At 69.8% G+C, this 17,168-nt stretch carries 13 protein-coding genes; 6 read left to right on the top strand and 7 right to left on the bottom strand.

Translation table 11 applies throughout. The features are described 5' to 3' along the window. Complete coding sequence (locus tag ACZ4TV_RS00565; RefSeq protein ID WP_468129162.1) at window positions 1–2,094, bottom strand: S9 family peptidase; 2,094 nt, start codon at window positions 2,092–2,094, stop codon at window positions 1–3. Window positions 2,095–2,177: 83 nt separating this feature from the next. On the opposite strand from ACZ4TV_RS00565, the gene ACZ4TV_RS00560 reads away from it, so the two are divergent. Continuing rightward, complete coding sequence (locus tag ACZ4TV_RS00560; RefSeq protein WP_468129160.1) at window positions 2,178–3,743, top strand: MFS transporter; 1,566 nt, start codon at window positions 2,178–2,180, stop codon at window positions 3,741–3,743. An 84-nt stretch (window positions 3,744–3,827) separates the two neighbouring features. Here ACZ4TV_RS00560 and ACZ4TV_RS00555 read toward each other — a convergent pair whose 3' ends face one another. The 5 genes from ACZ4TV_RS00555 to ACZ4TV_RS00535 all read right to left on the bottom strand — a co-directional run bounded on the left by ACZ4TV_RS00555 (window position 3,828) and on the right by ACZ4TV_RS00535 (window position 7,624). Beyond that, window positions 3,828–4,331: an FBP domain-containing protein gene (locus ACZ4TV_RS00555; protein WP_468129158.1), complete on the bottom strand. Its 504-nt coding sequence runs from the start codon at window positions 4,329–4,331 to the stop codon at window positions 3,828–3,830. Between the two features lie 11 nt (window positions 4,332–4,342). Beyond that, window positions 4,343–4,993, bottom strand: a complete 651-nt coding sequence (locus tag ACZ4TV_RS00550) for a hypothetical protein (protein ID WP_468129156.1) — start codon at window positions 4,991–4,993, stop codon at window positions 4,343–4,345. Between the two features lie 24 nt (window positions 4,994–5,017). Continuing rightward, window positions 5,018–6,412, bottom strand: a complete 1,395-nt coding sequence (locus ACZ4TV_RS00545; protein WP_468129154.1) for a cytochrome P450 — start codon at window positions 6,410–6,412, stop codon at window positions 5,018–5,020. Window positions 6,413–6,608: 196 nt separating this feature from the next. Then, window positions 6,609–6,944, bottom strand: coding sequence for a hypothetical protein (locus ACZ4TV_RS00540; RefSeq protein WP_468129152.1), 336 nt, complete (start codon window positions 6,942–6,944; stop codon window positions 6,609–6,611). 248 nt (window positions 6,945–7,192) lie between these two features. Continuing rightward, window positions 7,193–7,624, bottom strand: coding sequence for an NUDIX hydrolase (locus ACZ4TV_RS00535; RefSeq protein WP_468129150.1), 432 nt, complete (start codon window positions 7,622–7,624; stop codon window positions 7,193–7,195). Between the two features lie 193 nt (window positions 7,625–7,817). Here ACZ4TV_RS00535 and ACZ4TV_RS00530 point away from each other — a divergent pair, with 193 nt between their 5' ends. Then, entirely contained in the window at window positions 7,818–8,126 is a 309-nt protein-coding gene (locus tag ACZ4TV_RS00530) for a hypothetical protein (RefSeq protein WP_468129148.1), read from the top strand. Window positions 8,127–8,436: 310 nt separating this feature from the next. On the opposite strand, the gene ACZ4TV_RS00525 is transcribed toward ACZ4TV_RS00530, so the two are convergent. Beyond that, entirely contained in the window at window positions 8,437–9,966 is a 1,530-nt protein-coding gene (locus ACZ4TV_RS00525) for a helix-turn-helix domain-containing protein (protein WP_468129146.1), read from the bottom strand. 766 nt (window positions 9,967–10,732) lie between these two features. On the opposite strand from ACZ4TV_RS00525, the gene acnA reads away from it, so the two are divergent. From acnA to ACZ4TV_RS00505, 4 genes are all read left to right on the top strand, one after another. Continuing rightward, a complete protein-coding gene (acnA, locus tag ACZ4TV_RS00520) occupies window positions 10,733–13,447 on the top strand; it encodes an aconitate hydratase AcnA (RefSeq protein ID WP_468129144.1) in 2,715 nt (904 codons plus the stop codon). 315 nt (window positions 13,448–13,762) lie between these two features. Further along, window positions 13,763–15,190, top strand: coding sequence for an N-acetylglucosamine/diacetylchitobiose ABC transporter substrate-binding protein (gene ngcE, locus ACZ4TV_RS00515; protein WP_468129142.1), 1,428 nt, complete (start codon window positions 13,763–13,765; stop codon window positions 15,188–15,190). Between the two features lie 45 nt (window positions 15,191–15,235). Further along, the gene (locus ACZ4TV_RS00510; RefSeq protein WP_468129140.1) at window positions 15,236–16,180 is read left to right on the top strand and encodes a carbohydrate ABC transporter permease; all 945 of its coding nucleotides are present in this window, start codon (window positions 15,236–15,238) and stop codon (window positions 16,178–16,180) included. Between the two features lie 14 nt (window positions 16,181–16,194). Beyond that, window positions 16,195–17,121 (top strand): carbohydrate ABC transporter permease, encoded by a 927-nt coding sequence (locus ACZ4TV_RS00505; protein ID WP_468129138.1) that lies wholly within the window; start codon window positions 16,195–16,197, stop codon window positions 17,119–17,121. The last annotated feature ends 47 nt before the right edge of the window (window positions 17,122–17,168 follow it).

Here is a 17,168-nt window from a genome sequence, read left to right as displayed (position 1 = left end):
TCATCCGAGTTCGCGGCGGAAGAACTCCAGTTCCAGCGCCATCAGCTTCTCCCGGGTGCCGCCCGGGGTCATGTGGGTGACGCCCGGCAGCGCCAGCAGTTGGTGTGGGCGGCCCGCGTCCGTCAGGGCCTGCGAGAGGCGCAGGGTGTGGGAGGGGTGGACGTTGTCGTCGGCGAGGCCGGTGACCAGCAGCAGGGGGCGGGTCAGCTTCGGGGCGTCCGCGATGAGCGAATCGCGCTCGTAGACCTCCGGGTCGTCCTGGGGCAGGCCCAGATACCGCTCGGTGTACGCCGTGTCGTAGTACCGGAAGTCGGTCGGCGCGGCCCCGGCCGCCGCCGCGTGGAAGACGTCCGGGCGGCGCAGCACGGCCATGGCGGAGAGGTAGCCGCCGTAGGACCAGCCGCGGACGCCGACCCGGGCGAGGTCGAGGTCGCCGTGGCGTGCGGCGAGCGCGTGGAGGGCCGCTACCTGGTCCTCCAGGGTGACCTCGGAGAAGCCCCGGTACATGGCGTGCGTGTAGGAGGGGGAGACGTACGGAGTCCCGCGGTTGTCGATGGTGACGACGGCGAAGCCCTGGTCGGCCCACCACTGCTTGGCCTGCCAGCGGCGGGGCTCGGCGCTGATGTCCTGATAGCCGGGGCCGCCGTACGCGTCGACGAGCACCGGGAGCCGGCGGCCGGGAACGTGGTCGCGGGGCAGCACGAGGGCGGTGGGGACGCCGTGCTCGGTGACCCGCTCCAGGACCGGGACCACCCGGTGGGGCAGCGGCTCGGACAGGTCGGCGGGGGTGAACTCGCGCCCGTCGGCCGTGCGTACGACGCGCCGGATCCCGTCGGCGTCGGCGGAGGTCAGCAGCAGGCTCCCGGCCGAGGCGGACACGGTGTGCACCCCCGGCCCGTCGGCGAGCGGGGTCAGCTCACCGGTGGCGGGGTCCAGCAGCAGCACCTGCTGCTCGGCGGGGTCGCGCCGGCCGGCCTCGATCAGCAGCAGGCCCTCGTGCACCCCGGCCACGCGGCGGACCTGGATCCCGTCCCCGGTGATCAGCTCGCCGTCCACCGCGAGCGCGCGGGCGGCCCCGCCCGGCGTGTCGGCGGCGGTCAGCATCCCCCCGTCGGCGAGACGGGCCGGGGTGCCGTGCACCAGCGGGTCCACCCACTGCGGATGCGTTGTGCGGGACAGCTCCCGGGTGCGGCCGGTGGCCGGGTCGGCGGAGAGCAGCAGGACGTTGCGCTGGAGCCGGTCCTGGACGGTCAGCAGGATCTCCTCCCCGGCTGTGTCACCGGCGGGCCACCCCGCGTCGGAGACGTACGGGTAGGTCTCGGCGTCCCAGTCGAGCCGTATCCGGGCCCCGTCCTGGCCGAGCACCCACAGCTGCACGTCGGCGTTGGGCCCGCCCGCCACCGGGTACGCGAAGTCCTCGGCCGGGAGCTCGGGGCGGGCCGGGTCGGCGAAGTAGCGCCGCTGGAGGGCGGATTCGTCGACGCGGGCGGCCAGCAGGGTGCTCCCGTCCGGGGACCACCAGTGCCCCCGGGAACGGCCCAGCTCCTCCGCGGCGGCGAACTCGGCGACGCCCCAGCGGGCCCCGTCGTCGGGGCTGACCCGGCCGCCCGGGGCGATGTACAGGGCGTCGTCGGCGACGTAGGCGGTACGGGAGCCGTCGGCGTTCGGCCTCGGGTCGAAGGCGGGCCCGGCGGCCGGGATCTCCTCGGGCGCCGCGTCCGCTCCGGCGGTGACCCCGTAGAGCCGCCCGTAGAGCGGGAAGACGGCGCGCAGGCCGTCGCCGGAGAGGGCGTACGAGCCGATCCCGGCGGCGACGAGCCGGGTCCGCTCGCGCAGCCGGCGCTCGGCGGCGGGGAGGACGCCGGAGAGGTCGCCGGAGAGGTCGCTGTAGTCGGGGCACAGCTCGCGGGGATCGGCAAGCCGGGTCTCGGCCCCGGTGGCGGTGTCGAGCACCCAGAGGCCGTCGAAGGCGTCGGTGGGGCCGGTCGAGCGGAGGAACCAGAGCAGCCGGCCGTCGTCCCCGAAGGAGAACGCGCGCGGAGCGCCGTAGGAGAAACGGGCCGTACGGGCGGAGAGCCTGAGGAAGTCATCCATGATCGTAGTGTGACATGTGAAATGTCACCTTCACTAGGCCGTTCGAGTGGTGACCCCACGGGTGCGGGCTTAGCGTCGAAAAGGTGGACCCGAACGCATCACCGAGCAGCAACCGGACCGACGGCAAGGTCCGCGGAAGCGGCAACGGACTCGCCCTGTTCGTCATCGCCTCCTGTCAGCTGATGGTGGTCCTCGACATCACGATCGTGAACATCGCGCTGCCGCACATCCAGTCCGCCCTCGACTTCTCCACCGAGAGCCTCTCCTGGGTCGTCAACGCCTACACCCTCACCTTCGGCGGACTGCTGCTCCTCGGCGGGCGCACCGGCGACATCCTCGGCCGCAAGCGGGTCTTCGTCTTCGGCATCCTGCTCTTCGGACTGGCCTCCCTCCTCGGCGGACTCGCCCAGAGCGCGGGCCAGTTGTTGGCCGCGCGGGCCCTCCAGGGCGTCGGCGGCGCCATCGCCTCCCCGACCGCCCTCGCGCTGATCACCACGACCTTCCGCGAAGGACCGGCCCGCAACCGGGCGTTCGGCGTGTTCGCCGGGGTCTCGGCCGGCGGCGGCGCGATCGGGCTCCTCGCGGGCGGCATGCTGGTCACCTGGCTCGACTGGCGCTGGGTGCTCTTCGTCAACGTGCCGATCGCCCTGCTGATCGCGGTACTGGCCTCGAAGGTCCTGCGCGAGTCCGAACGCCACCCGGGGCACTTCGACTTCGTGGGGGCGCTGCTGTGCACCCTGGGCATGGTCGCGCTCGTCTACGGCTTCATCCGCGCGGCCCAGGAGGGCTGGCGCGACCCCTGGACGCTGGCCTCCTTCGGTACCGCCGTGGTCCTGCTGACCCTGTTCCTCCTCAACGAGCGGCGCTCGCCCCAGCCGATCACCCCGCTGCACATGTTCGCCGACCGCAACCGGGCCGGCACGTACGGGCTCATGCTGATGCTCGCCTGTGCGATCTTCGGCATGTTCTTCTTCCTGACGCTCTTCGTGCAGATCGTGCTCGGCTTCAGCCCGCTGCGCGCCGGCCTCGCCTTCCTGCCGGTGAGCGCGATCGTCGCGGTGGGCGCCGGCATCACCTCGCAACTGCTGCCCAAGTACGGCCCCAAGCCGTTCATGGTCGGGGGCGCGCTGTGCTGTGCGGTCGGACTCGCCTGGCTGACGCAGACCGACGTCCACTCGACGTACCTGGGCAGCATCCTCGGCCCGCTGCTGATCTTCGGTCTCGGCATGGGACTGCAGTTCGTCTCGCTGACGCTCATGGCCCTGTCCAACGTCCCCGACCGGGAGTCCGGCGCGGCGTCGGGACTGCTCAACACGACGCAGCAGGTGGGTGGTTCGCTCGGCCTGTCGATCCTGGTGACCGTCTTCGGTACGGCGAGCCGCAACGAGGCCAAGGACCAGATACCGGGTTTCCTCAGGACGGCCACCCCGGAGGAGAGGACCTTCTTCGCGCGCACCGGAGACTTTCCGAAGCCGTGGAGCGACCAGGTGCTCACCTCGGGCATCAGCGCGGCCTTCGTCGTGGCGGCCCTGTTCACCCTGGTCGGGGCGCTGATCGCACTGGTGGTCATCCAGGTCCGGTCCTCGGACCTCGAACGCCTCCAGGGCAACCACACGCCGGCGGTCGAACGGACCCAGGGGCCGCCCTGACCGCCGGCGCGGGGCTCACACCGCAGGGCCCACACCGCAGGGCTCACACCGCAGGGCCCACACCGCAGGGCCCACGACCGTGGCTCACACCGCGGTGACCCTGGCCGCGAAGGCGTCCAGATTGCCCCACATGCGCGCCAGGCGCTCGTCCAGGGTCAGGGACTCCTCGTGCCGCCCGGCGCGCAGCTTCGGCTGCCGCTTGCCGCGTACGTAGAGGGAGCAGGCGAGGTCCGCGCAGATGTACGTGCCGACCGTGTTGCCCTCGCGGCCGCGGGCCCCCGCCAGGGGGGCGGCGAGCAGGGTGACCCCGGAGGACGCGTGACCCGTCAGGCAGATCTGGCACAGGCTGGACTTCACCGCGCTGGTGCGGCCCACGGACGGGACGCGCAGGGACATCCCGAGCGGACCCTGCTCCCGGGGCAGTACGAGATGGGCCCGCAGCGGCGCTCCCGGATCCACCCAGCCCAGGAAGTCCAGGTCGTCCCAGGGCAGTTCGGCGAAGTCGAGCGGCAGGCGCAGTCGCGCCGCCTCTCCCTTGGTGCAGTTCACGAAGGATGCACGGATCTGTTTCTCACTGAGTGGTTCCACGGGCATCGACCCTACGGCCCGCCCTGACCGGCCCGCATCCCCATATCCGGGCGCCGGCATCCGCAGCCGTGCACGCCGCGGCCCTGTGCCGCGCCCTCCTGTGCGAGCGCGGCGCGCATCCGGGCCGCGTCGGCTCGGGTGTTCATGCGCAGCGCCAGCCAGGAGCCGTCGGCGAAGGCCAGGTCGACGCGGGTCGGCCGGCGGCGCAGCCGCGGGACGCGGCGCAGGGTGCAGGCGGCGGTGTGGGCCTCGCGGGCCGGGTCGCCGCGGCCCCAGGGCGGCCGGGCGGTGACCGTGCCCGTGCGCCCCGGGCCGCCGGGGTGCGCGGTGAACATCGCGACGGGCCCGTCCGTCTCGGCCTGCCAGTGGGTCCAGTGGAAGCCGTGCAGGGCCAGGGCGAGGCGGCCCGCCTCGCTGGCCCAGCCGCCGCGCAGGGCAGGGCCGTGGAAGAGCCGCCCGACGAGGCGGGCGATCCGTTCGAACGGGTCGAGGAGCGCGGCCACCGCGTCCGCGAGGTCGTCGGGCAGCGCGGCCAGGAACCGGAAGAGGAAGAAGGCGCGGATCCGGCGCCGCAGCCGCTCCGGGGCGGGCGAGCCGGGCAGCATCGCGCGCGCCGGCCGGCGCGCGTACGGCGACAAGCTGCCCGGCATCTCCTCGTCCATCCGGCCATGATGGCCGGACGCCCACTACCCGTCCAAGCGACTGACCCGGCAGCGCGCCGGACCGTCCGTTCGCAGTGTGATCCCGGCGCTGACCGGGATCTCGGCGTCCACGGCCTCGAACTCGTACGCCCGCAGGATCATCGCCAGCGCGATCACCGACTCCAGCATCGAGAAGTGCTGCCCGATGCAGGCGCGCGGGCCGCCCCCGAAGGGGAACCACGCGTAGCGCGGCCTGCCCGCCTCCGCCTCCGGGGCGAAGCGCTCGGGGTCGAAGCGGTCCGGGTCCGGCCAGTGGCCGGGGTGGCGGTGCGTCACCCAGGGCGCCAGTATCACGTCCGAGCCCGCGGGGATGGTGTGCTCCCCGATCCGGGTGGCGGCGACGGCCTTGCGGCCGATGACCGGCGCGGCCGGGTACAGCCGCATGGCCTCCTTGAGCACCTGGGTGAGGTACGGGAGCCGGTCCAGGTCGGCGGCCTGCGGCGTACGGTCGCCCAGGACGCGGGAGATCTCCTCGCGGGCCCGGTCCTGCTGCTCGGGATGGCGGGCCAGCAGGTGCAGGGCGAAGCAGAGGGAGGTGGCGGTCGTCTCGTGCCCGGCGAGCAGGAAGATCAGCACCTGGTCCCGGAGCTCGGAGGCGTCGAACTCCCCGTCGTCGGAACTCCTCGCGGCGGCCATCAGCGTCAGCAGGTCCTCGCCGCTGGTGTCCGCGCCGTCCCGCCGCCGCTCCGCGATGATCGCGTCGCACACCCCGTAGAGCTCGTCCATCGCGGCGGCGGCCCGCCTGTTGTCGGGGGTGGGCCAGCCGCGCGGGATGTTGACGGGGGAGTAGCCGCGGCGCAGCACGTAGTCCGTGATGACCGGAAAGCACCGGGCCACGACGTCGGCGGTGGCCTCGACGTCGGTGCCGAAGAGGATCCGGGCGACGGCGCGCAGGGCCAGGTGCATCATCTCGTCGGAGACGTCGACGATGCCGTCCGGGGCCTCCCCCCAGGTGGCGATGACCGATGCGGTCTCGGCGGCGACGGCCCCGGCGTACCCGTCCACCCGGCGCCGTGTGAACAGCGGCTGGACCAGCCGGCGCTGGCGCAGGTAGTCCTCGTCCTGACTGGTCAGCAACCCGTTGCCGAAGGAGTTCCGGACCTCCTGGTAGAAGGCGTTGTCCTTGCGGAAGTTGGCCGCTTCGGAGGCGAGGACCTGCTGCGCGCCCTCCGGGGAGAACACGCAGTACAACTCGGCGCGCATCCCGGGCGGCCCGGCCGTGATCCGTACCAGGTCACCGTGCCGGTGCTGGGCCCGCAGATACGTGCCCAGGGAGTCCGACTTCAGATCGAAGAGCGACCCGAGCAACGGCACCCCGGCGAGCCCGGGCACCTCCACCCCCACACCCACACCAGCACCCGCATCCGTCCCGCCTGCCATGGCCGCCCCCTCGTCCCGTCCCGAAAGTCCGATTCTGCCGCCCGCCGCCCCCCGCGGCCAGCACACCTGCCCCATCAGGCCGAAAGACGCGGCGGAACGGAACGCCGTCGCGGGGATCTCACAGAGCTGAGCGACCCGAGAACGGCGAAGCCCCCGCTGGCCGGCCCGGATCGTGCCGGGGGCGGGGGCTACGTTGTTACTTTTCGTCGGAACGGGGCGGGTGCCCGCACAACTCCTCGTACTCGGCGCTGTCGCCGGAGTCGTACTCATCCGCGTCGTACACGGTGCCCGAGCACATCTGGTGCCGGAAGTGTTTGTATTCGTCGCGGGCGGTCAGGGCCTGATCGACCTGCGCCCACGCGATGACGCCGACCAGGACCAGGGTGGCCAGATACAGGAACGCGGCCAGCTTCCCCCGGATGACGGGGAAGGTGATCGTGACGGACTTGGGCGCGGGCGGCTGTGCCGGGTGGTTGTAGGCAGGCTGGGCGGGCGGCGGCGGTATGTGGTCCGGGCTGGGCGGCGTGGACATGACGGGGACCTCCAGGGGTGATCTTTCGGCAGAGGAGCCCACGAACTGTAGACCTTGAACACCGACCAATCCAGACGGGTCCAGAGCGTGAACAGCTCCACCGGCCCGGACAGTTCAGGTGACGTCCCGCAAGCCGGCGGCGACCCGAATTTCCCTGGATATCGAGCCAACGGAGCCCGATACTCGCGGGATTCGCGGGACATCACGTGCACGATCGCGCCATGGTGGGACGAGTAGATAGGCGACCGTCAGAGACGGTCGGCAAGGAGGAGCGCGAGCGGGCCGCCCTGGAGTAGGAAGCGGCCTTCCGTTGCCGCTGTGATGGCGTCCTGCATGGGCCACCACATCAGCTTGAAGTCTGCTTCGGACGGCTCCAACTGCTGGGGTCCCAGGGTCAGGCCCTCGGCGAGGAAGAGGTGGACCCGGGCGGTGGATCCGAGGGTGATCGCGTACGACCCGAGGGGGCGCCAGGACTGCGCGGTGATGCCCGCTTCTTCGCGCAGTTCCCGGTGCCCGCACTCCTCGGGAGTCTCGCCCGGCTCCATCCGTCCGCCGGGCAGGAACAGATACTCGCCGCCGTGCTGGGGGAATCGTGACGTGAGCAGCGCGACCAGGCCGCTCTCGTCTCGGGCCACGACTACAGCGGCGTCTCGCATCTCTTCACGGCTTTGTGCGCCCATGAGTCGAGCGTAATGAGTGCTAGACGAGCATGGCGGCGAACGGCACATTCATCCCAACGCCGGGAGACGGCCGCACAGCGGCTCTATATCCCTGGCGAGTTCGGCGAGGCCGGCTTTCATCCTGTGAGACGCGGATACAAAGAAGCATGCGCCGTCCTCCAGACTCGTACTTACCGCCAGTAGAGGGGGAGTTGTGGGAGCGAAGCAGGAACGGAAGCGCGCCAAGAGGGCGCGCAAGGTGCTCGCCAAGGAGGACCGCAAGCTGCTGAAGGCGGCGGACGTCTTGGAGCAGGACCGTGAGGTTTCGCGTGCGGTCGGAGATAAGGAAAAGCTGGCCGAGGTGGAGGTGACGCTGCACGGGGTGCATGAGCGGCGGGCGGCTCTGCGGGAGCGTGGTGTGGCCATGCGGGGGGTCGAGGTCGACCAGGCACCTATCTCGTACGTCCATGATGAGAACCGGCAGGACGTACATTTCCGTACGGGGGCCGGGGAGACTCGGTAGGCGCACACTCCCGGCAAGTCCCGGAAGTGAACCAGCCCCCGCTGGCCGGCTCGCTGCCGGGGCGGGGGCTGTGTCATGGGGGCGGGGTCAGTCGGTGCTCTAGGCTGGCGGGCCGAGCGACTCCCCCTTCATCTCGTAGGAGCGGCGAAGGCTACGAGCGTGTTCGACGTTCTTTGCCTTGTCCGTTTCGAGCTGGGCAGCCGTTCTGCGGTCCGCCCTGATTCGGTCCTTCACCCGGTCGTCCAGTTCGGGATAGCAGCTTTTCGGGGCTTTGGGCTATGCCCTGATTGATCCCTTTTTCTCTGGCTTCCTAGATGTCGCGGAAGATTTCGATCTGGGCGCCCACCGAGTTGAGGCGCTCGGCCAGTTCCTCGTAGCCGCGGTTGATGACGTAGACGTTGCGCAGGACCGAGGTGCCCTCGGCCGCCATCATCGCGAGGAGGACGACCACCGCCGGGCGCAGGGCCGGCGGGCACATCATCTCCGCCGCGCGCCAGCGGGTGGGGCCCTCGACCAGGACGCGGTGGGGGTCCAGGAGCTGGAGGCGGCCGCCGAGGCGGTTCAGGTCGGTCAGGTAGATGGCCCGGTTGTCGTACACCCAGTCGTGGATCAGGGTCTGGCCCTGGGCGACGGCGGCGATGGCCGCGAAGAAGGGGACGTTGTCGATGTTCAGCCCGGGGAACGGCATCGGGTGGATCTTGTCGATCGGGGCTTCGAGCTTCGAGGGGCGGACCGTGAGGTCGACCAGGCGGGTGCGGCCGTTGTCGGCGCTGTACTCCGCCGAGCGGTCGTGGTCGAGGCCCATCTCCTCCAGCACCGCGAGCTCGATCTCCATGAACTCGATCGGGACCCGGCGGATGGTCAGCTCCGACTCCGTGACGACCGCGGCGGCGAGCAGGCTCATCGCCTCGACCGGGTCCTCGGAGGGGGAGTAGTCCACGTCCACGTCGATGTTCGGGACGCCGTGGACGGTGAGGGTGGTGGTGCCGACGCCGTCGACCTGGACGCCCAGTGCCTCCAGGAAGAAGCACAGGTCCTGGACCATGTAGTTGGAGGAGGCGTTGCGGATGACCGTGACGCCGTCGTGCCGGGCTGCGGCCAGCAGCGCGTTCTCGGTGACCGTGTCCCCGCGCTCGGTCAGCACGATCGGGCGGTCGGGGCAGACCCCGGTCGCGACCTTCGCGTGGTAGATGCCCTCGGTCGCGGTGATGTCCAGGCCGAAGCGGCGCAGGGCGATCATGTGCGGCTCGATGGTGCGGGTGCCGAGGTCGCAGCCGCCGGCGTATGGCAGGCGGAAGGTGTCCATCCGGTGCAGCAGGGGGCCCAGGAACATGATGATGCTCCGGGTCCGGCGGGCCGCGTCCGCGTCCATGGCCTCCATGTCGAGGCGGGCCGGCGGGATCAGCTCCAGGTCCACGCCGTCGTTGATCCAGCGGGTCCGGACGCCGATGGAGTTCAGGACCTCCAGGAGGCGGTAGACCTCCTCGATGCGGGCCACCCGCCTCAGCACCGTACGGCCCTTGTTGAGCAGCGAGGCGCAGAGCAGGGCGACGCACGCGTTCTTGCTCGTCTTGACGTCGATGGCGCCGGACAGCCGGCGGCCGCCGACCACGCGCAGGTGCATCGGGCCGGCATAGCCCAAGGAGACGATCTCGCTGTCGAGAGCTTCACCGATTCGGGCGATCATCTCAAGGCTGATGTTCTGATTGCCGCGCTCGATCCGGTTCACGGCGCTCTGGCTGGTGCCGAGTGCGTCCGCGAGCTGACTCTGTGTCCAGCCCCGGTGCTGCCGGGCGTCACGGATGAGCTTGCCGATGCGTACGAGGTAGTCGTCTGCCATGGGGGAACGGTATCTCAGATATGAGATGAGGCCCGCGTCGGGTGCGGCAGACGGGCGTGGCGGGCGCGGCGGGCGCGGCACGGGCATGTGGCGGACGGGCGTTACTGACCGTCAGGATCCGGAGGAGAGCGGGGGTATGGCATGGCGCCGGCGGTCGCGGTCCTCGTCCGACCGGGTGCCCGCTCGACCAGTTCGCGCGCGGCGAGTTCGTGGATGACGGCGTGGATGACGGCGTGGATGATGGCGACGAGGTCGATGCGGTGGGTGTCGGTACGGCCGTTCGAGGCGGGCTTGTTCGCCGGTTCCGACCTCGCCGACCGGTCGGCATAGGGCCATTTACTGGTATCTGCCCGATTCGGTCCCCTGGTTGCCGCACGCTGCGCATGAGGGGAGGCCCGCCTCAGGAGCGGCTGCGCGGCCGGCCGGCCGACCGGGCCCGAGGAGATCGCCGCCCCCGGCTCCCGGGCCGCCCGCCACGCCCCGCCACGCCCCGGCGGGGACCCGGCGGGGACCCGGCGGGGACCCGGTGCCGGCGGCCGGATCCCGGTCCCGGGCAGGCCGGGGCCCGGTCGACGGGTGCGTGCCTCGTCCCCGGACCCGGATGTGTACTAGAGTTATCTCGACATCGAGATATCTGCCGAAGGCGAACCGCAGCCGCCCCCGCTGGTAAGGGCTACCTAACTTAGCCTGACCTTAGCGGATTGGCCAAGGGGCGTGGCGGCAGGATGCGGTTATACGCGCGAATTCATGCATGAAGGAGACTGTCGTGTCGGCGAACAGCTTCGACGCCCGCAGCACGCTGCAGGTGGGCGACGAGTCGTACGAGATCTTCCGGCTGGACAAGGTTGAGGGCTCCGCCCGCCTTCCCTACAGCCTGAAGGTGCTGCTGGAGAACCTGCTCCGTACCGAGGACGGCGCGAACATCACCGCCGACCACATCCGGTCGCTCGGCACCTGGGACTCGCAGGCCCAGCCCAGCGAGGAGATCCAGTTCACGCCGGCCCGCGTGATCATGCAGGACTTCACCGGCGTCCCCTGCGTCGTGGACCTCGCCACCATGCGCGAGGCCGTCAAGGCCCTCGGTGGCGACCCGTCCAAGATCAACCCGCTGGCCCCGGCCGAGCTGGTCATCGACCACTCGGTCATCGCCGACAAGTTCGGCACCAACGACGCCTTCGCCCAGAACGTGGAGCTGGAGTACGGCCGCAACAAGGAGCGCTACCAGTTCCTGCGCTGGGGCCAGACCGCCTTCGACGAGTTCAAGGTCGTCCCCCCGGGCACCGGCATCGTCCACCAGGTCAACATCGAGCACCTGGCCCGTACGGTCATGGTCCGTAACGGCCAGGCGTACCCCGACACCCTCGTCGGCACCGACTCGCACACCACCATGGTCAACGGCCTGGGCGTGCTGGGCTGGGGCGTCGGCGGCATCGAGGCCGAGGCCGCGATGCTCGGCCAGCCGGTCTCCATGCTGATCCCGCGCGTCGTGGGCTTCAAGCTGACCGGCGAGCTGCCCACCGGCACCACCGCCACCGACCTGGTGCTGACCATCACCGAGATGCTGCGCAAGCACGGTGTCGTCGGCAAGTTCGTCGAGTTCTACGGTGAGGGCGTCGCCGCCACCTCCCTCGCGAACCGCGCCACCATCGGCAACATGTCGCCGGAGTTCGGCTCCACCGCCGCGATCTTCCCGATCGACGACGAGACGCTGAAGTACCTGCGCCTGACCGGCCGCGACGCCCAGCAGGTCGCGCTCGTCGAGGCGTACGCCAAGGAGCAGGGCCTGTGGCTGGACCCGGCCGCCGAGCCGGACTTCTCCGAGAAGCTGGAGCTCGACCTCTCCACGGTCGTCCCCTCCATCGCCGGCCCGAAGCGCCCGCAGGACCGCATCGTCCTGGCCAACGCCGCCGAGCAGTTCGCCCGGGACGTACGCAACTACGTCGAGGACGACGACGAGGCGGGCAAGGAGTCCTTCCCGGCCTCCGACGCCCCGGCCTCCAGCGACGGCGTGCCGACCCGTCCGACCCTGGTCACCCTGGCCGACGGCTCCTCCTTCGAGATCGACCACGGCGCCGTCACCGTCGCCGCGATCACCTCCTGCACCAACACCTCGAACCCCTACGTCATGGTCGCCGCGGCGCTCGTGGCGAAGAAGGCGGTCGAGAAGGGCCTGTCCCGCAAGCCGTGGGTCAAGACCACCCTGGCCCCGGGCTCGAAGGTCGTCACCGACTACTTCGACAAGGCCGGCCTGACCCCGTACCTCGACAAGATGGGCTTCAACCTCGTCGGGTACGGCTGCACCACCTGCATCGGCAACTCCGGTCCGCTGGACGAGGAGATCTCGAAGGCGATCAACGAGCACGACCTCGCGGTCACCTCGGTGCTCTCCGGCAACCGCAACTTCGAGGGCCGGATCAACCCCGACGTCAAGATGAACTACCTGGCCTCCCCGCCGCTGGTCGTCGCGTACGCCATCGCGGGCTCCATGAAGGTGGACATCACCAAGGACGCCATCGGCATCGACACCGAGGGCAACCCGGTCTTCCTCAAGGACATCTGGCCCTCCGAGGCCGAGGTCAACGACGTCGTGGCGAACGCCATCGGCGAGGACATGTTCAACAAGTCCTACCAGGACGTCTTCGCGGGCGACGCCCAGTGGCAGGCGCTGTCGATCCCGACCGGCAACACCTTCGAGTGGGACCCGCAGTCCACCTACGTCCGCAAGCCCCCGTACTTCGAGGGCATGACGATGGAGACCACCCCGGTCTCCGACATCGCCGGCGCGCGCGTGCTGGCGAAGCTGGGCGACTCGGTCACCACCGACCACATCTCCCCGGCCGGTGCGATCAAGGCCGACACCCCGGCCGGCAAGTACCTCACCGAGCACGGCGTCGAGCGCCGCGACTTCAACTCGTACGGTTCCCGTCGCGGCAACCACGAGGTCATGATCCGCGGTACCTTCGCCAACATCCGCCTGCGCAACCAGATCGCGCCGGGCACCGAGGGCGGCTTCACCCGCGACTTCACCGTCGAGGGCGCGCCGGTCTCCTTCATCTACGACGCCTCGCAGAACTACCAGGCCGCCGGCATCCCGCTGGTCATCCTGGCGGGCAAGGAGTACGGCTCCGGCTCCTCCCGCGACTGGGCGGCCAAGGGCACCGCGCTGCTCGGCGTCAAGGCCGTCATCGCCGAGTCCTACGAGCGCATCCACCGCTCCAACCTGATCGGCATGGGCGTCCTGCCCCTGCAGTTCCCGGAGGGCGCCACCGCGGCCTCCCTCGGCCTCACCGGCGAGGAGACCTTCGCCTTCACCGGTGTGGAGGAGCTGAACAACGGCACCACCCCGCGCACCGTCAAGGTGAGCACCGACACCGGTGTGGAGTTCGACGCGGTCGTCCGCATCGACACGCCGGGTGAGGCGGACTACTACCGCAATGGCGGCATCATGCAGTACGTGCTCCGCAACCTCATCCGAGGCTAAGGGCGCGCCAAGCGGAGCCGTTCTTCGCTTATCGGCACCATAGGGCCGTATCCCCGTTATGGGGGTACGGCCCTTCCGCATTTCGTCACGGCGGTGCCAGATGACGGACAGGTCTCAACTCGGAAAAGCTGGCGGTCATCCTTGTGCACGATCTTGCTGAGTCGAGCGGGAGTGGACTATACCTGTGCGCGTCCGGGCCGCTCCGGCAGGAGCGGCCGCGGACCGGGGGGACAGCGGGGATCTGCGGCGCCGTCCGCACGCACGGCAACGGCCGTGCTTTCCCGCCTCCTTCATACTTCTGACGAAGGCGAGGACATGAGCATGGCATCCACCGGTGAGGGCCTCGGCCGCCGTGACCTGATCAAGCGCTCCGCGGCACTCGGCCTGATCAGCGTGCCGACGATGGGCTTCCTGTCCGCCTGCGCGTCCGGCGGCGAGGCCACCAACGGCCCGTCCAAGGCCGCGACGAGTGCGCAGAACCCGTTCGGCGTCGCGAAGGGCAGCAAGCTGGACGTCGTCGTCTTCAAGGGCGGGTTCGGTGACGACTACGCGAAGGCCTGGGAGGCCGCCTTCGACAAGAAGTGGGGCACCACCAGCTCCCACCTCGGCACCCAGGAGATCACCGGGAAGCTCCAGACGCGCTTCAACGGCGGAAACCCTCCGGACGTCGTCGACGACTCCGGCGCCCAGAAGATCAAGCTGGACGTGCTCTTCAAGAGCAACCAGCTCGCCGACCTCACCCCGGTGCTCGACGCGCCCTCGCTCGACGACCCGGGCAAGAAGGTCCGGGACACGCTGATCGCGGGCACCATCGAACAGGGCACGCAGGGCGGCAAGTTCGTCTCGCTGAACTACGTCTACACCGTCTTCGGCTTCTGGTACTCCGGCAAGCTCTTCAAGGAGAAGGGCTGGACGCCGCCCAAGACCTGGGACGAGTTCCTCGCGGTCTGCGCGAAGGCCAAGGAGGCCGGCATCGGGGGTCTCGCCCACCAGGGCAAGTACCCGTACTACATCAACGTCGTCATCATGGACCTGATCGCCAAGAAGGGCGGTCTGGACGCCGTGAAGGCGATCGACAACCTGGAGCCGAACGCCTTCGAGGGCAACGCGGACGCCCTCGCCGCCGTCGAGGCGGTCTACGAGGTGGTCGAGAAGGACCTGCTGCTGCCGGGCACCAACGGCCTGACCCACACCGAGTCCCAGACCGCCTGGAACCAGTACAAGGCGGCCTTCGTCCCCTCGGGCTCCTGGCTGGAGAACGAGCAGCTCAAGCAGACGCCCGACGACTTCGACATGCAGTTCCTGCCGGTCCCGCTGCTGGCCGGCAGCAAGCTGCCCTTCGAGGCCATCCGGGCCGGCGCCGGCGAGCCCTTCATCGTCCCGGAGAAGGCCGCCAACAAGCCCGGCGGCCTGGAGTTCATCCGTTCGATGCTGTCGCGCGAATGGTCGACCATCTTCGCCCAGCAGGCCAACTCGCTCACCGTGGTCAAGGACGGCGTGGACCCGGGCGTGAAGCTGCGGCCGGGCACCCAGTCGGCGGTGACGGCCCTCAAGGCGGCGGGGACCAACACCTTCAACTACCTGTACCCCGACTGGTACAGCGAAATGGACACGGCGATCCAGGACGCGTCCAATGAGCTGATGGCCAAGCGGATCCAGCCGAAGGAGTGGATCAAGAGGGCCCAGGCCGCGGTGAACAAGGCGGCGCAGGACCCGAACGCCAAGAACAACCGTCGCGGCTGACAACGCGCTCCACCGGTCACCGGCAGCACTTCACGGACGGACACCATGAGCCAAGTAGCCCAGGGCAGGGGGCGGAGCGGCTTCATCGCCGGCTTCCTCCTCGCACCCCTCGCGCTGTACCTGACCTTCGTCATCTGGCCGTACGTACAGACGTTCGGCTACTCCTTCACCAACTGGTCGGGCCAGTCGCCGACGTTCGATTTCGTCGGCCTGGACAACTACGCGGCCCTGATGAAGGACGAGGTCTTCCGCGGCGCCCTGTGGCACAACCTGCTGCTCCTGGTGTTCGTCCCGGTGGTCACCATCCTGCTCGCCCTCTTCTTCGCCTTCATGGTGAACGCGGGCGGGCGGGGCGGGGCCGGCGGGGTGCAGGGCGTGCGGGGGTCGGGCTTCTACAAGATCGTCTACTTCTTCCCGCAGGTCCTCTCCCTCGCCATCCTCGCGGTGCTCTTCGGGGCCGTGTACCGCACCGACGAGGGCGGCCTGCTCAACGGCGTGCTCATCCGGCTCGGCCTGGTCGACCGGCTGCACCCGATCGAATGGCTGAACGAGCCGAGGCTCGTGCTCTGGTGCCTGCTCCTCGTGGTCGTCTGGCACGGCGTCGGCTTCTACCTCGTGCTGTTCTCGGCGGCCATGCAGTCCGTCCCCAAGGACATCTACGAGGCCGCCCTGCTGGACGGGGCGGGGCGCGCGCAGACCTTCTTCAAGGTCACCCTGCCCCTGCTGTGGGATTCTGTGCAGACCTCCGCGGTTTACCTGGGGATCGCCGCGATGGACATGTTCGTCCTGGTGTCGACCATGACCTCGGGCCAGTTCGGCGGCGGACCCGACCACCACAGCGAGGTCATGGCGACGGTGCTGATGAGGAACTTCCTCTACTTCGGCAAGAGCGGCTACGCCTGCGCCATGGGCGTGGTCATGCTCGTCCTCACCATGATCCTTTCCGTCATCACGCTGCGCGCCACCCGCCGCGAGCGCATCGAGTTCTGAGCGGGAGAGACACCATGACCACAGTGATCAAGGCTCCGGGCGAGGCCGCCGCCGAGCGGCCCGGCGGAGCCGGCCCGCTCGGGGAACGGGGCGGCGCACGCTCCGAGGGCACGGTCCTCAACGTCTTCTCCCACGGCTTCCTCGCCGTCTGGGCCCTGCTGATCGTCCTGCCCCTGATCTGGCTGGCGCTCGGCTCCTTCAAGACCGACGCGCAGATCGGCGGCTCGGCCCTCAGCTGGCCCTCCAACTGGAACCTCGACGCCTTCGGCCGGGCCTGGGACAAGGGCATCGGCGACTACTTCGCGAACACCCTGATCGTGATGGTGATCTCGGTCCCGCTGACGATGCTGCTCGGCTCGATGGCGGCGTACGTACTGGCCCGCTACCCCTTCCCGGGGAACCGGTTCGTCTACTACTTCTTCGTCAGCGGGGCGATGTTCCCCGTCTTCCTCGCGCTCGTCCCGCTGTTCTTCATGGTCAAGCGCTTCGACATGCTGAACACGTACCAGGGCCTGATCCTCGTCTACGTCGCCTACTCGATGCCGTTCACCGTCTTCTTCATGCACTCGTTCTTCCGCACGCTGCCGACGGCGGTGCACGAGGCGGCCGTGATCGACGGGGCCTCGGACACCCGGATCTTCTTCCAGGTGATGGTGCCGATGGCCAAGCCCGGCCTGATCAGCGTCGGGATCTTCAACGTCCTGGGCCAGTGGAACCAGTACATCCTGCCCTCCGTGCTGATGCAGCCCCAGACGGGATCGGACCCCGAGCGCTACCTGCTCACCCAGGGCCTGATCCAGCTCCAGCAGCAGCAGGGGTACGAGACCGACCTGCCGGTGCTCTTCGCCGGTGTGACCATCGCGATGATCCCGATGCTGGTTGTCTACCTCTCCTTCCAGCGCCAGATCCAGTCCGGCCTGACCTCCGCCACCCTCAAGTAGCGCGGACACCCACCCCTCCGGGGACTGCTTCTCTCCCGCTTTCGGCC

The sequence above is a fragment of the Streptomyces sp. NPDC028910 genome (assembly GCF_055564955.1).
Note: the sequence above shows the minus strand (reverse complement) of the source record. Positions and strands in the feature narration are given on the sequence as shown.